We start from the raw sequence: 13,633 nt of genomic DNA on the forward strand, positions 1-13,633 counted from the left end.
GGGCAGTGGTCAGCCCGTGCCAGGGAATCACCTTGGCGGACGCGGCATCCTGAAAGGGAAGGTCTGGCTTAGCAGCTGCTCCAACGAGTCATACAACAACTCGGTTTCTCCAGTCTCGTGGAGATACAGATGAAGTACCCCTTCGGCTGTCATCAAAACCGGGTTGCCGGTCCCGTCATCCGATATGACGTAGGCGTCGCGCCACTGTTCTCCGGCACTTTCCAGATAGTTGTCTCGAAACCGCTCGGTCAGCTCAGTGACTGTTTCATTGCCGATAAGAGAGCCATTGTTGAAAGCGTGGATCTCGATACCGCCAAATGCACCCCCAAACGCCTTGATGAACTGGATGTAGTCAGCATTGAACTTGACACCAAGTGTCTGTTCCGCGGTCTCGATCTCAGAATCGGTGGCAGGCAAGCCATAAAGATCCCCGTCCCCCGTCATGATATCCAGGGTGATCATGTCCATTAACTGGTGATCCACTTTGAACGCACTCGATTCCGCTTTCGTTGGTTCAGATCCTAATTGGTCCAGCACAGCAAGTACTGCCCCGCTGCGCCAGAAGTTGACGCAATCGGCACGGACGTTCGGCGCTCCCCCCTGAAGTCAGAGAACAGGCATGCGCCTCACGCATCCGCGCAGTGCTCCACAATCAACTGGATCGCCCCACCGCCCCGGTAATCATCGCTGACCAGCCGGTAGGCGATATGCACCTGGTTGGCCGGCGCATTGCCGGTCCAGCCGCTGAAGTGGATGGCGCTGATCGGCTCGGCACGGCCGGGCACGCGCAGGCTCAGCTTGAGGTGTTTCTCTTTGAGCACCTGCCAGCGGGCTACCTGGAAGTGACCATCGAACAACGGCTCCGGGAAACCCTGCCCCCACGGCCCGGCCAGGCGCAGCGCCTCGGCATGGGCGAAATCCAGCTCCTGCGGCAGCAGCTCGCCGTCGGTGATCAGCAGCTGCTGCAGCGAGAGCGGGTCCAGCGTACGTTCCACCACCTCCACGAAGGCCTGCTCGAAGGCGGCCAGCTGCGCGTGCGGCAGGCTCAGGCCGGCGGCCATCGCATGCCCACCGAACTTGTCGATCAGGCCCGGGTGCGCCGCGTTGACCAGTGCCAGCGCGTCACGGATATGGAAGCCGGGGATCGAGCGCGCCGAGCCACGCAGCGAATCGCCACCTGGCTCTGAAGGCGCAAACGCAATCACCGGCCGATGCAGGCGATCTTTCATCTTCGACGCCACCAGCCCCACCACCCCCGGATGCCACTCGGCGTCGAACAGGCAGGCCGCAACCGGGCGCACGCCTTCGGCACTCAACACCGCACGGGACACGGCCAGTTCGGCGTCGTCGGTCATCAGCTGCTGAACCGCACGGCGCTCCGTATTGATCGATTCCAGCGTCGTGGCGATCTCACGCGCATGGGCGCGGTCTTCGGTGAGCAGCAGTTCGATGCCCAGCGCCATGTCTTCCAGCCGGCCGGCCGCATTCAAACGTGGGCCCAGCGCAAAACCGATGTCGCTGCCGGTCAAGCGCGAGGCATCGCGCCCGCTGGCTTCGATCAGCGCCTGCAGCCCGACGCAGCCCTTGCCGCTGCGCAGACGGCGCAGGCCCGCCGAGACCAGGGCGCGGTTGTTGTCATCCAGCGCCACCAGATCGGCGACGGTACCGACCGCGACCAGGTCGAGCAGGGTCAGCAGGTCCGGCTCCGGGGCCGTGGCGTAGGCGCCCTGCCCGCGCAGGTGGCGGCGCAGCGCCATCAATACATAGAAAATCACCCCGACGCCGGCCAGTGCCTTGCTCGGGAAGGCATCGCCGCTGATGTTGGGGTCCACGATCGCATCGGCCGGCGGCAGGTGCTCGCCGGGCAGATGGTGATCGGTCACCAGTACTTTCCAGCCCAGCGCCTTGGCCGCGTTGACGCCGGCGTGGCAGGCGATGCCATGGTCGACCGTGACCAGCAGCCCGGGATTGAGCGGGGCCAGTTCGGCCACCAGTGACGGCGACAGCCCATAGCCGTGCAGCATGCGGTTGGGCACGGCGTGCACCACATCGCGCGCGCCGAGCATGCGCAGGCCGCGCACGCCAACTGCACAGGCCGTGGCGCCGTCGCAGTCGAAATCACCGACGATCAGGATGCGTTCTTTGTTGGCGATCGCATCGGCCAGCAGCGTTACCGCAGCCTGCATGCTGCCGAGCAGGTCCGGCGCATGCAGCTGGGCCAGTTTCGGCTGGGCCTGTGCGGCATCCGTGACGCCGCGGGCGGCATACAGGCGCTGCAGCAACGGCAACATGGACGAGGGCCACTCGCTGACGGCGGCGGCAGGACGGCGCTGGATACGGGGTGCTTCAGACTGGGTCAAAACAGGCTCGATCAATGACGTGCGCGCCCATGATACCGCCCTGGTACCGGTAGAGCCGACCGCTGGCCGGCTGCCGTTCGACGCACTCAGAGCGCGTGCAGTTGCACCGGCTTCTTCCAGAACCGCCAGCGCTGGGCCTTGTCGATCTCCACGCGGGTGCCGTCCTCGAAATCCAGCACCAGCCGCTTCAACTCCCCGCGCGCGATCGCCGCCAGCAACGGGCGGATCGCATCGTTGCCCAGCTGTTCCAGCGAACGCAGCTGGCGCAGATCCACCAGCGCATCCACGGTCTGCTCGCCGTCGGCCTGCAGGCCCGCGGCCTTGGCCAGTGCCTGCAGCAGCGCATCGCGGCTGCGGACCTGGGCATGCGCGGTGGTCACACGTTCGGGCAGCTCACCGCCGCCCCAGAACCACAGCGAATTGATCGCGCGCTTGCCCTCGCTCACGCGCTGCTGGTTCCACGCATGCTGGTGCAGCACCACCTGCGCTTCGGTCAGCAGGGCGCGCCAGCGGCGGCCGGCATCGCCTTCGGGCAGATGGGCGAACAGATCATCGCCGAGCACTTCATCCGGCTCGGCAAAGGCTGGCAGGGTCGTGCCCGGCGGAAGACGCAGGTACCAGCGCGACGGCACCGGGGCATCCAGCACGAAACCGAACCCGGCAAACAACGGCTGCAACGCCGGCAGCAGATGCATTACATCGGCCAGTTCGGGGCGCAGGGTATCCCCGTGCCCCATCAGGCGGGCGCCGTGCATGTCCGGCACCACGTTGGCCGGATCGGCCCGCAGCCAGACCGCGCCATCGGCATCGCCGACGTCCAACTGGCGGGTCAGGGCTGCGGCCGACCACGCGTCCGGCTGCGTCTGGAAATGCCGACGCAGCTGGGCGCGCTCGCCCGCATCGGCACTGCGGCGTTCGGCACGCCCCAGCGCCTTGGCGACGTCATCGGGCAGCGGCGCCGCCGGAAACCGGCTGCGCGCCGGCAGCAACAACGTCGCCGTGGCCATCGCGGTCAGTCCAGGTACTGGACGCTGACGATTTCGTACTCGCGCTGGCCGGCCGGCGCGTCGATGGTGACCGCATCGCCTTCCAGCTTGCCGATCAGGGCACGCGCCAGCGGCGAGGAGATCGCGATCAGGCCCAGCTTGATGTCCGCTTCCAGGTCGCCAACGATCTGGTAGCGCTTTTCTTCATCACTCTCCACGTCCGACAACTCGACCGTGGCGCCGAACACCACCTTGCTGCCGGCGTTGAGCTTGGTGATGTCGATGATCTCGGCATGCGAAAGCTCGCCTTCCAGCTGCTTGATGCGGCCTTCGATGAAGCCCTGCTCTTCGCGCGCGGCGTGGTACTCGGCGTTCTCCTTGAGATCGCCGTGCTCACGGGCCTCGGCGATCGCCGCGATGACCTTCGGGCGCTTAACCGACTTCAGGTGGTCAAGCTCTTCGCGCAGACGCTGCGCGCCCTTCAGGGTGATCGGTGCTCTCATGCGTTCAACTCCTTGTGCAGTTCCTGCAGCGACCAGACCGGGCCGGTCCCGCGGAATTCCAGTGATTGCACCAGCGCCTTGGCGCCGGCAATGGTGGTCGAATAGGTGACGCGATGCTGCAGCGCCTCGCGACGGATCGAGAACGAGTCGTTGATCGCCGCGCGACCTTCGGTCGTGTTGACGATGTAGACGATCTCGCCGTTCTTGATCGAATCGACGATGTGCGGACGGCCTTCGACGACCTTGTTGACGATCTCGCAGTCCATGCCGTGCTGCTGCAGCCACGCGGCGGTGCCACGGGTGGCGACCAGGGTGTAGCCACGCTCGAGCAAGGCCTGGGCCACCGGCAGGACGCGCTTCTTGTCCGGATCACGGACCGAGACGAAGGCCTTGCCCAGCGGCGGGGCCTTGATGCCACCGGCTTCCTGCGCACGCGCGAAGGCGGCGCTGAAGCTGCGGCCCACGCCCATCACCTCACCGGTGGAGCGCATCTCCGGCCCGAGGATCGGGTCGACGCCCTGGAACTTGGCGAACGGGAAGATCGCTTCCTTGACCGAGTAGTAGCCCGGCACGATCTCCTTGGTGGCGCCCTGCTCGGCCAGCGTCTTGCCGGCCATGCAGCGCGCGGCGATCTTGGCCAGCGGCATGCCGGTGGCCTTGGAAACGAACGGCACGGTGCGCGAGGCACGCGGGTTCACTTCCAGCAGGTAGACGATGTCTTCACCGTTCTCGCCGGCCTGGATGGCGAACTGGGTGTTCATCAGGCCGACCACGTTCAGGGCCTTGGCCAGCTCCACCACCTGGCGACGCAGCTCGGCCTGGGTCTGCGCCGACAGCGAGTACGGCGGCAGCGAGCAGGACGAATCGCCCGAATGCACGCCGGCTTCTTCGATGTGCTCCATCACGCCGCCGATCAGCACGTTGCCGTCCTTGTCGGCAATGATGTCCACGTCCACTTCCACCGCGTTGTCCAGGAAGCGGTCCAGCAGAACCGGCGAATCGTTGGACACCTTCACCGCGTCACGCACGTAGCGGGCCAGGTCGGATTCACCGTAGACGATTTCCATCGCGCGGCCGCCCAGCACGTAGCTCGGGCGCACCACCAGCGGGTAGCCGATCTCGCGGGCCAGCAGCAGCGCTTCCTGGTCGTTGCGGGCGATGCGGTTCGGCGGCTGCTTCAGGCCGAGCTTCTCGACCAGCTGCTGGAAACGCTCGCGGTCTTCGGCCAGATCGATGGAGTCCGGCGAGGTGCCGATCACCGGCACGCCGTTGGCTTCCAGCGCGCGCGCCAGCTTCAGCGGGGTCTGGCCGCCGTACTGCACGATCACGCCCTTGGGCTGTTCCAGCTCGACGATCTCCAGCACGTCTTCCAGCGTCAGCGGCTCGAAGTACAGACGGTCGGAGGTGTCGTAATCGGTGGAGACGGTTTCCGGGTTGCAGTTGACCATGATGGTTTCAAAGCCATCATCGCGCAGCGCCAGCGCGGCGTGCACGCAGCAGTAGTCGAACTCGATGCCCTGGCCGATGCGGTTCGGACCGCCGCCCAGGATCATGATCTTGTCGCGGTTGCTCGGGGCCGCTTCGCACTCGTCCTCGTAGGTCGAGTACAGGTAGGCGGTGCTGGTGGCGAACTCGGCGGCGCAGGAATCCACGCGCTTGTACACCGGGCGCACCTTGTGGGCACGACGCAGCGCGCGCACGGCCGCTTCGTTGGTGCCGGTCAATTCGGCCAGGCGGGCGTCGGAGAAACCGGCGCGCTTGAGCTTGCGCAGGCGTGCGGCATCCAGTGCATCGATGCCGTCGGCGGCCACCTCGGCCTCGGCCTGGATGATCTCTTCGATCTGGTCCAGGAACCACGGGTCGATGTGCGACAGCGCGAAGACCTCTTCCACGCTGAAGCCGGCGCGGAACGCATCACCCACGAAGAACAGGCGCTCCGGGCCCGGGGCCTTCAGCTCGCGCTTGAGGGTGGTGATGTCGTCTTCGTTGGCCAGGTCCAGGCCGGTCGGGTCCAGCCCGATCTTGCCGGTTTCCAGGCCACGCAGCGCCTTCTGCAGCGACTCCTGGAAGGTGCGGCCCATCGCCATCACCTCGCCCACCGACTTCATCTGGGTGGTCAGGCGTGCGTCGGCGGCCGGGAACTTCTCGAAGGCGAAGCGCGGGATCTTGGTGACGACGTAGTCGATCGACGGCTCGAACGAGGCCGGGGTCAGGCCACCGGTGATCTCGTTCTTCAATTCGTCCAGGGTGTAACCCACGGCCAGCTTGGCCGCGACCTTGGCGATCGGGAAGCCGGTGGCCTTGGAGGCCAGCGCCGAGGAGCGCGACACGCGCGGGTTCATTTCGATCACCACCACGCGGCCGGTGGTCGGGCTGATGCCGAACTGCACGTTCGAGCCGCCGGTGTCCACGCCGATCTTGCGCAGCACGGCGATGGAGGCATCGCGCAGGCGCTGGTACTCCTTGTCGGTCAGGGTCTGGGCCGGGGCCACGGTGATCGAGTCACCGGTGTGCACGCCCATCGGGTCCAGGTTCTCGATCGAGCAGACGATGATGCAGTTGTCGGCGGTGTCGCGCACCACCTCCATCTCGAATTCCTTCCAGCCCAGCACCGACTCTTCCACCAGCACTTCGGTGGTCGGCGACAGCTCCAGGCCGCGGGTCACGATATCGACCAGCTCTTCGCGGTTGTAGGCGATGCCGCCACCGCTGCCGCCCAGGGTGAAGCTGGGGCGGATGATGGTCGGGTAGCCCACGCGGGTCTGGATCTCGATCGCTTCTTCCAGCGTGTGCGCCACTGCGGCGGACGGACACTCCAGACCGATCTCACCCATCGCCACGCGGAACAGCTCGCGGTCTTCGGCCATGCGGATGGCGTCGCGCTTGGCGCCGATCAGCTCGACGTTGTACTTCTCCAGCACGCCGTTGTCGGCCAGGTCCAGCGCGCAGTTCAGCGCGGTCTGGCCACCCATGGTCGGCAGCAGCGCATCGGGCTTTTCCTTGGCGATGATCTTCTCGACCGTCTGCCAGTTGATCGGCTCGATGTAGACGGCGTCGGCCATCTCCGGGTCGGTCATGATCGTGGCCGGATTGCTGTTGACCAGCACCACGCGGTAACCCTCGTCGCGCAGTGCCTTGCAGGCCTGCGCGCCAGAGTAGTCGAACTCACAGGCCTGGCCGATGACGATCGGGCCAGCACCGATGATGAGGATGGTTTTAAGGTCAGTGCGCTTGGGCATTGTCTTCTCTAAGTCTGGACAGCGAGGCAGATGGGGGTGATCGCACGCTGTCGATCAGGAAATATCGTCGGGGTTCAGCGCGATCCGGCACTGGTCCTGCAGTCCTTTGGCCAGCTGCACGCCGATGTCGTCGGGCAGCTCCGATTCGATGTCGAGCGTGGCGATGAAGCGGGTGTAGGCCGGGCTGGCCAGGAACGCAGCCACTTCGGCGCGCTCGGCTTCACTCAGATCCACGTTGGACTTTTCGGCGATCGTCGATGGATTCGCAGCGGCGAAGGCCGAGGAGAGGCTCTTGCCCCCGGGGGTGCCCAGGAAGCGCGACCACTCCGCGATCACCTCGTCGCCGTCGTTGCCGAGGCCGGAGATCACCGAACGACGGAACTGTGCGTCGAGCAGACTCTTGATCGGCGCATGCGCGCACTGGCGATCGGTCTCGGGCAGCGCATTGAGCGCGGGCACGTTGTCGACCATCAGCTTGGCCATGTCCGTGCCCAGCGTGCCCAGGCCCAGCGACTGGACCACCGCCCGCACCTCCGCATCCGTGGCCGGTGCGGCCTGGGCCACACCGGTGAAGCACAACAGCGACAGCAGCAGCACGGGGCTGCGCATCACGCCTTGGCCTCGGCCATCAGGGTCACGAAGCGGTCGAACAGCGGACCGACGTCATGCGGGCCCGGCGAGGCTTCCGGATGGCCCTGGAACGAGAACGCCGGCACGTCGGTGCGGGCGATGCCCTGGTTGGTGCCGTCGAACAGCGAGCGATGGGTCACGCGCAGGGTGGCCGGCAGCGAGGCTTCATCCACCGCGAAGCCATGGTTCTGCGAGGTGATCATCACGCGGCCACCGTCCAGGTCCTGGACCGGGTGGTTGGCGCCGTGATGGCCGTGGCCCATCTTGACCGTCTTCGCACCGGAGGCCAGCGCCAGCAGCTGGTGACCCAGGCAGATGCCGAAGGTCGGCACCTTCTTCTCGAGGAAGGTCTTGATGGCGGCGATCGCGTAATCGCACGGTTCCGGGTCGCCCGGGCCGTTGGAGAGGAACACGCCGTCCGGGTTCATCGCCAGCACTTCGGCGGCCGGGGTCTGCGCCGGCACCACGGTCAGCTCGCAGCCGCGTTCGGCCAGCATGCGCAGGATGTTGAGCTTGGCGCCGAAGTCATAGGCCACCACCTTGAAGCGCGGTGCGGCGTTGACGAAGGCGTTGCTGTCCAGATCCAGCTGGCCCTCGGTCCAGGTGTAGCGCTTGTCGGTGCTGACCACTTTGGCCAGATCCATGCCCTTCAGGCCGGGGAACGTGCGGGCCGCTTCCAGCGCCGTTTCCACGCTCAGGCCTTCGCCGGCCATCAGCGCACCGTTCTGGGCGCCGCGCTCGCGCAGGATGCGCGTCAGCTTGCGGGTATCGATCCCGGAGATGGCGACCACGCCGCGCTGGATCAGCCAATCCTGCAGCGACACCTGGCTGCGCCAGTTGCTCGGGCGGCGCGGCACATCGCGCACGATCAGGCCGGCCGACCACACCTTGGCCGCTTCATCGTCCTGGTCGGTCATGCCGGTATTGCCGATATGCGGGTAGGTCAGCGTGACCATCTGCCGGGCGTAGGAAGGATCGGTCAACACTTCCTGATAGCCGGTCATGGCGGTGTTGAACACCACCTCACCAACGGACAGGCCGGGCGCGCCTACGGATTCGCCCTCGAATACGGTGCCGTCTTCGAGGACGAGGATTGCGGCTTGGGTCACGGAAATCTCACTTTGGCTACCGAGGGGTCGCCGAAGTCACGCCTGCGCTTCACGAAAAAGCGGCTGCAAAAAAGCGCGGACTGCGGTTCTGGACCGGTCCGGCTGTCGTGATTCGGCGAGCGGGAATTGTAAAGGGAAGCCGGGTTCGACGCCAGTATCCGCGTGCAATTGCCCTATTCAGCCCGACAGAGGGCATGGCGCCGGTTCAGGCGCCTGCCCAAGCTGGCCGGGCGGGCCCCATTCAGACGGCGGGCGGCGGGGTGGCGCCATCCAGCAGGTCTCGGACCCGATAGCTGCCCGGCGCGCGGCCCGGCAGCTGGGCCGCGGCAAACAGCGCGCCGCGGGCGAAGATGTCGCGGTTGGTGGCGCGGTGGGTCAGCTCGATGCGCTCGCCCAGCCCGGTGAACTGCACCAGGTGCTCGCCCACGATGTCCCCGGCACGCAGGCTGGCGTAGTGCGGGTGCGCCCCGCCCTTCTCCGCCGCGGCGCCCAGGGTCAGGGCGGTACCGGAAGGCGCATCCTTCTTCTGGGTGTGGTGGGATTCGACGATATCGCAGTCCCAGCCGGCCAGCGCCGCTGCGGCCCGCTCCACCAGTTCATCCAGCACCGCCACGCCCAGGCTGAAGTTCGAGGCCCAGACCAGTGGAATCCGGCCCGCCGCCTGGATCAGTGCCTGGCGCTGCGTCTCGCTGATGCCGGTGGTGCCGGACACGAAGCCGGCACCGCGCTCCACGCACAGCGCCAGCACCGGATCAAAGCCCTCGGGCAGGCTGAAATCGATGGCGACATCGAACTGGGGCGCGCCGGCCAGCTCGCTGCTGGCGAAATGCGGCACGCCGTCCACCACGCGCTGGGCCGGCGAGCGGCGGGTGACCGCGGCCACGACCTGCAGGGCGGGGTTATCGGCGGCAAGACGGAGCAGCGCCTGGCCCATGCGGCCGGAGGCACCGTGGATGAGCAAACGTAGGGGAGTGGTAGTCATGCACGCAGGCTAGCGGGTGGTGGTGAGGCTGCACAAGAGGTTTTGGCGCAGCCCTGCCCTGGCGGCTCAGTGCTGCTTCGGGGGCGTCGGCCCACAACTGTCGCAGCCGCCACACGCGCCACCGCCACCCGTGGCAGGGGGCGCGATCTTCCGGCCCAGCGCCTGCAGCCAGGCGGCGCGCTGCGGCTTCACCAGCCCCAGCGCGATCGCCCCGCGCGCCTTGCGCACGGTGCCGGGGAACTGCTTCTTCATCACCACCCACGCGCTGACCAGCACGGCCAGCGCGATCACGGCGTACTGCAGCAGCAGGCCGGTCTCCATCAGCCGCCGCCCAGTGCCACGGTCACCTGGTAGGTGATCAGCGAGGCGATGTAGGCGGCTGCGAACAGGTAGAACGTGGCGAAGCCCATCTGCTTCCACGAGTTGGTTTCGCGCTTGATCGTGGCCAGCGTCGAAATGCACATCGGCGCGTAGATGTACCAGACCAGCAGCGACAGCGCGGTGGCCAGCGACCAGCCATCGCTGATCAGCGGAGTCAGCGCCTGGCTGGCCGCATCGTCATCGGCGGCCGACAGCGCATACACCGTGGCCAGCGAGGCGACCGCGACTTCACGCGCGGCCAGGCCTGGAATCAGCGCGATGCAGATCTGCCAGTTGAAGCCCAGCGGCGCGAAGAACACCGCCATCGCATGGCCGATCTGACCGGCGAAGCTGTAGTCGATCGCCGGCATGGTCGCGTTCTCGGGCGCGCCCGGGAAGGACAGCAGGAACCACAGCAGGATGGTCAGCGCCAGGATGATGCCGCCCACGCGCTTGAGGAAGATCATGCCGCGCTCGTACAGGCCCACCGCCAGATCGCGCGGGTGCGGGATGCGGTAGGACGGCAGTTCCAGCATCAACGGATGCTCGCTCTTGTCGCGGCGCCACTTCTTCATGGTCCAGGACATCAGCAGCGCGCTGAGAATGCCGGCCGCATACAACCCGAACAGCACCAGGCCCTGCTGGTTGAACACGCCCCAGATCTGCTTCTGCGGGATGAAGGCGCCGATCAGCAGCGCATACACCGGCAGGCGCGCCGAACAGGTCATCAGCGGCGCGACCAGGATCGTGGCCAGCCGGTCGCGCGGGTCCTGGATGCTGCGGGTGGACATGATGCCCGGCACCGCGCAGGCGAAGCTGGACAGCAACGGGATGAACGAACGGCCGGACAGGCCGGCCGCGGCCATCATGCGGTCCAGCAGGAAGGCGGCGCGCGGCAGGTAACCGGACTCTTCCAGCGCCAGGATGAAGGCGAACAGGATCAGGATCTGCGGCAGGAACACGATCACCCCGCCGACGCCGGCGATGATGCCGTCGGTGAGCAGGCTGTTGAGCGGGCCCTCGGGCAGCGCGCCGCCGATCCAGCCCCCCAGCGCGGCCGTGCCGGCCTCGATCAGGTCCATCACCGGCGTGGCCCAGGCATACACCGCCTGGAAGATCAGGAACATCACCACCGCCAGGGTCAGCAGCCCGAACACCGGGTGCAGCAGCCAGCGGTCCAGCGCGTCGTCGATCTTCGCCGTCCGCGTCGGCATGCTCACCGAGGCGGCGAGGATGTCACGCACCTGCGCGTGGTAGTCGGCCTGCGCCGCGGGCACCGCGACCGGGGCCTGCAGGTGCGGCACCATCGCATCCAGGCGCTCCACCAGCCTGGCCGCGCCGTTGCGGCGCACCGCCACGGTCTCGACCACCGGCACGCCCAGCGCCTGCTCCAGCGCCTGGACGTCGATCTTGATGCCACGGCGCTCGGCCGCATCGACCATGTTCAGCGCCACGATCATCGGCTTGCCCAGCTCGCGCAGTTCCAGCGCGAAGCGCAGGTGCAGGCGCAGGTTGGTGGCATCGATCACGCACAGCAGCACGTCCGGGGCGGCCTCGCCCGGGTAGAAGCCCCGGCACAGGTCCCGGGTGATTGCCTCGTCCAGGCTGGCCGGCTGCAAGCTGTAGGCGCCCGGCAGATCAAGGACGGCGAATTCGCGGCCGGACGGCGCGCGCAGGCGGCCTTCCTTGCGCTCCACGGTTACGCCGGTGTAATTGGCTACTTTCTGGCGGCTGCCGGTCAGCTGGTTGAACAGCGCGGTCTTGCCGCTGTTCGGATTACCGACCAGGGCGATGCGCAGGGCGTTGGCGGCAGCGCTCATGCGCGGGCCTCCTGACCCTGCAGCGCGGTGACCACGATGCGGGCGGCCTCACTGCGGCGCAGGGCGAAGCGCGTGAACCCGACCTGCACCAGCAGCGGCTCGGCGCCGACCGGACCACGGGCTACCAGACGGACCTCTTCCCCTTTGACGAAGCCAAGCTCCTTCAGGCGGCGGGCGATCGCATCGTTTGCGTGTAGTTCCTGCACGGACTCCACCAGGGCGGAGCTGTACAGCGCCAGATCGGACAACGTCACGGAGCGCCTTCTCGATGATAGGAATGGTTATCAATTCTACCATCGCCGCGCCGCGTCATTGCCCGTGACCAACGGCCCGCTATGATCTGTACATGTATGGAGTAAACCCGCCCATGAGTGACGCATTACGGATTGAACGCAGCGCCTCGGTGCTGACCCTGTGGCTGAACCGCCCGACCCTGCACAATGCCTTCGACGCCTCGTTGATCGCCCAGCTGACCGCCGCACTGGAGGCCGCCGGACGCGACGACCATGTCCGCGCGGTGGTGCTGGCCGGGGAAGGCGCCTCCTTCTCGGCGGGTGCGGACATGCAGTGGATGCGTGGCATGGCCGCCGCCAGCGAGGAGGACAACCGCCAGGATTCGCTCGCCCTGGCCCGCCTGATGCGGACCCTGGACGAGCTGCCCAAGCCGACCATCGCCCGCGTGCAGGGTGCCGCCTTCGGTGGCGGGGTCGGCCTGGTGGCCTGCTGCGATATCGCCATCGCCAGCACCAGCGCCCGCTTCGGCCTGACCGAAAGCCGCCTGGGCCTGCTGCCGGCGGTGATCTCGCCCTATGTCATTGACGCGATCGGCCCGCGCCAGGCCCGCCGCTGGTTTGCCACCGGCGAGCATTTCGACGCCGAAACCGCCCTGCGCATCGGCCTGGTGCACCAGCTGATCGAGCCGGAACGGATCGACGAGGCCGTCCAGCGCCAGCTCGGCCTGCTCGACAAGGCCGGCCCGGTGGCCTCGGCGTCGGCCAAGGACCTGGTCCGGCGCGTGGCGCTGGGCCGCGACCGGGACGCCACCGACCGCGACAACGCAGCACTGATCGCCCGCCTGCGGGTCTCGGCCGAAGGCCAGGAAGGCCTCGGGGCCTTCCTCGACAAGCGTTCCCCGCATTGGGTCACCCAGGAGTGAGGACAGCGTCATGCTCGACCATATAGGCATCCGCTGCGCCGACTTCGGGCGCAGCCTGGCGTTCTTCCAGCACGCCCTGGCGCCGCTGGGCATCACCGTGGTGATGCAGGTCTCGGCCGCCCAGACCGGCGAGCATGACCACGCCGGCTTCGGCCGTAGCGGTAAACCGGACTTCTGGATCAGCAACGCCCCCGGCGCCCATGGCGGCGTGCACCTGGCCTTCAGCGCGACCCGGCGGGCCGACGTGGACGCCTTCCACCGTGCGGCACTGGCGGCCGGTGGCACCGACAATGGCGCCCCGGGCATCCGCGAGCATTACCACCCCGATTATTACGGGGCGTTCGTGCTCGATCCGGACGGCAACAACATCGAAGCGGTCTGCCACCACCCCGGCTGACCGCGTACGCCGGCGGGATGGCCGCTTTGTCGCCCATCCCGCGTATCCCCTTTTCGTGGCCCGCCGGGGAACGTGGGCCGCCATTCGCCTG

Annotated in this window: 13 protein-coding genes; 2 read left to right on the plus strand and 11 right to left on the minus strand. The window is 67.3% G+C overall.

Annotation, left to right across the window (positions count from 1 at the left end):
• Positions 1-27: 27 nt before the first annotated feature.
• From ORK51_RS11405 to ORK51_RS11455, 11 genes are all read right to left on the minus strand, one after another.
• On the minus strand, positions 28-468 hold the full coding sequence (locus tag ORK51_RS11405; protein ID WP_070427292.1) for an SMI1/KNR4 family protein: 441 nt from the start codon (positions 466-468) through the stop codon (positions 28-30).
• 158 nt (positions 469-626) lie between these two features.
• Positions 627-2,291, minus strand: a complete 1,665-nt coding sequence (recJ, locus tag ORK51_RS11410; protein ID WP_266085047.1) for a single-stranded-DNA-specific exonuclease RecJ — start codon at positions 2,289-2,291, stop codon at positions 627-629.
• A 155-nt stretch (positions 2,292-2,446) separates the two neighbouring features.
• Positions 2,447-3,367 (minus strand): phosphoglycerate mutase, encoded by a 921-nt coding sequence (locus tag ORK51_RS11415; protein WP_261997515.1) that lies wholly within the window; start codon positions 3,365-3,367, stop codon positions 2,447-2,449.
• Between the two features lie 5 nt (positions 3,368-3,372).
• The gene (gene greA, locus ORK51_RS11420; RefSeq protein ID WP_026069738.1) at positions 3,373-3,837 is read right to left on the minus strand and encodes a transcription elongation factor GreA; all 465 of its coding nucleotides are present in this window, start codon (positions 3,835-3,837) and stop codon (positions 3,373-3,375) included.
• Positions 3,838-3,845: 8 nt separating this feature from the next.
• Complete coding sequence (gene carB / locus ORK51_RS11425; RefSeq protein WP_266084987.1) at positions 3,846-7,088, minus strand: carbamoyl-phosphate synthase large subunit; 3,243 nt, start codon at positions 7,086-7,088, stop codon at positions 3,846-3,848.
• A gap of 54 nt (positions 7,089-7,142) precedes the next feature.
• Entirely contained in the window at positions 7,143-7,697 is a 555-nt protein-coding gene (locus tag ORK51_RS11430; protein WP_019182958.1) for a hypothetical protein, read from the minus strand.
• Positions 7,697-8,827, minus strand: coding sequence for a glutamine-hydrolyzing carbamoyl-phosphate synthase small subunit (gene carA / locus ORK51_RS11435; protein WP_019182959.1), 1,131 nt, complete (start codon positions 8,825-8,827; stop codon positions 7,697-7,699). Before carA ends, ORK51_RS11430 begins: the two co-directional genes overlap by 1 nt.
• A 241-nt stretch (positions 8,828-9,068) precedes the next feature.
• Positions 9,069-9,809: a 4-hydroxy-tetrahydrodipicolinate reductase gene (gene dapB, locus ORK51_RS11440; RefSeq protein WP_026069739.1), complete on the minus strand. Its 741-nt coding sequence runs from the start codon at positions 9,807-9,809 to the stop codon at positions 9,069-9,071.
• 66 nt (positions 9,810-9,875) lie between these two features.
• A complete protein-coding gene (locus tag ORK51_RS11445; RefSeq protein WP_070427290.1) occupies positions 9,876-10,130 on the minus strand; it encodes a DUF6587 family protein in 255 nt (84 codons plus the stop codon).
• On the minus strand, positions 10,130-11,989 hold the full coding sequence (feoB, locus tag ORK51_RS11450) for a ferrous iron transporter B (protein ID WP_070427289.1): 1,860 nt from the start codon (positions 11,987-11,989) through the stop codon (positions 10,130-10,132). The genes ORK51_RS11445 and feoB overlap by 1 nt, the downstream gene beginning before the upstream one ends.
• Positions 11,986-12,243, minus strand: a complete 258-nt coding sequence (locus ORK51_RS11455) for a FeoA family protein (RefSeq protein ID WP_019182966.1) — start codon at positions 12,241-12,243, stop codon at positions 11,986-11,988. Before ORK51_RS11455 ends, feoB begins: the two co-directional genes overlap by 4 nt.
• 113 nt (positions 12,244-12,356) lie before the next feature.
• Between ORK51_RS11455 and ORK51_RS11460 the strand changes: the two genes are divergently transcribed.
• Positions 12,357-13,145 carry an enoyl-CoA hydratase-related protein gene (locus ORK51_RS11460; RefSeq protein WP_266084988.1) on the plus strand — a complete coding sequence of 263 codons (789 nt, stop codon included), beginning with the start codon at positions 12,357-12,359 and terminating at the stop codon, positions 13,143-13,145.
• A gap of 10 nt (positions 13,146-13,155) precedes the next feature.
• Entirely contained in the window at positions 13,156-13,542 is a 387-nt protein-coding gene (locus ORK51_RS11465; protein ID WP_266084989.1) for a VOC family protein, read from the plus strand.
• Positions 13,543-13,633: the final 91 nt, after the last annotated feature.

Origin of the sequence: Stenotrophomonas sp. RIT-551 (genome assembly GCF_026241915.1) — a bacterium.
Classification (GTDB): Bacteria; Pseudomonadota; Gammaproteobacteria; order Xanthomonadales; family Xanthomonadaceae; genus Stenotrophomonas; species Stenotrophomonas bentonitica_A.

What these genes read in the sequence shown, in the direction of transcription:
- ORK51_RS11405 (WP_070427292.1), bottom strand. Translation starts at nt 468, where the DNA reads ATGGACATGATCACCCTGGATATCATGACGGGGGACGGGGATCTTTAT.
- dapB (WP_026069739.1), bottom strand. Translation starts at nt 9,809, where the DNA reads ATGACTACCACTCCCCTACGTTTGCTCATCCACGGTGCCTCCGGCCGC.
- ORK51_RS11430 (WP_019182958.1), bottom strand. Translation starts at nt 7,697, where the DNA reads ATGCGCAGCCCCGTGCTGCTGCTGTCGCTGTTGTGCTTCACCGGTGTG.
- ORK51_RS11445 (WP_070427290.1), bottom strand. Translation starts at nt 10,130, where the DNA reads ATGGAGACCGGCCTGCTGCTGCAGTACGCCGTGATCGCGCTGGCCGTG.
- ORK51_RS11415 (WP_261997515.1), bottom strand. Translation starts at nt 3,367, where the DNA reads ATGGCCACGGCGACGTTGTTGCTGCCGGCGCGCAGCCGGTTTCCGGCG.
- recJ (WP_266085047.1), bottom strand. Translation starts at nt 2,291, where the DNA reads ATGTTGCCGTTGCTGCAGCGCCTGTATGCCGCCCGCGGCGTCACGGAT.
- feoB (WP_070427289.1), bottom strand. Translation starts at nt 11,989, where the DNA reads ATGAGCGCTGCCGCCAACGCCCTGCGCATCGCCCTGGTCGGTAATCCG.
- ORK51_RS11460 (WP_266084988.1), top strand. Translation starts at nt 12,357, where the DNA reads ATGAGTGACGCATTACGGATTGAACGCAGCGCCTCGGTGCTGACCCTG.
- ORK51_RS11465 (WP_266084989.1), top strand. Translation starts at nt 13,156, where the DNA reads ATGCTCGACCATATAGGCATCCGCTGCGCCGACTTCGGGCGCAGCCTG.
- carB (WP_266084987.1), bottom strand. Translation starts at nt 7,088, where the DNA reads ATGCCCAAGCGCACTGACCTTAAAACCATCCTCATCATCGGTGCTGGC.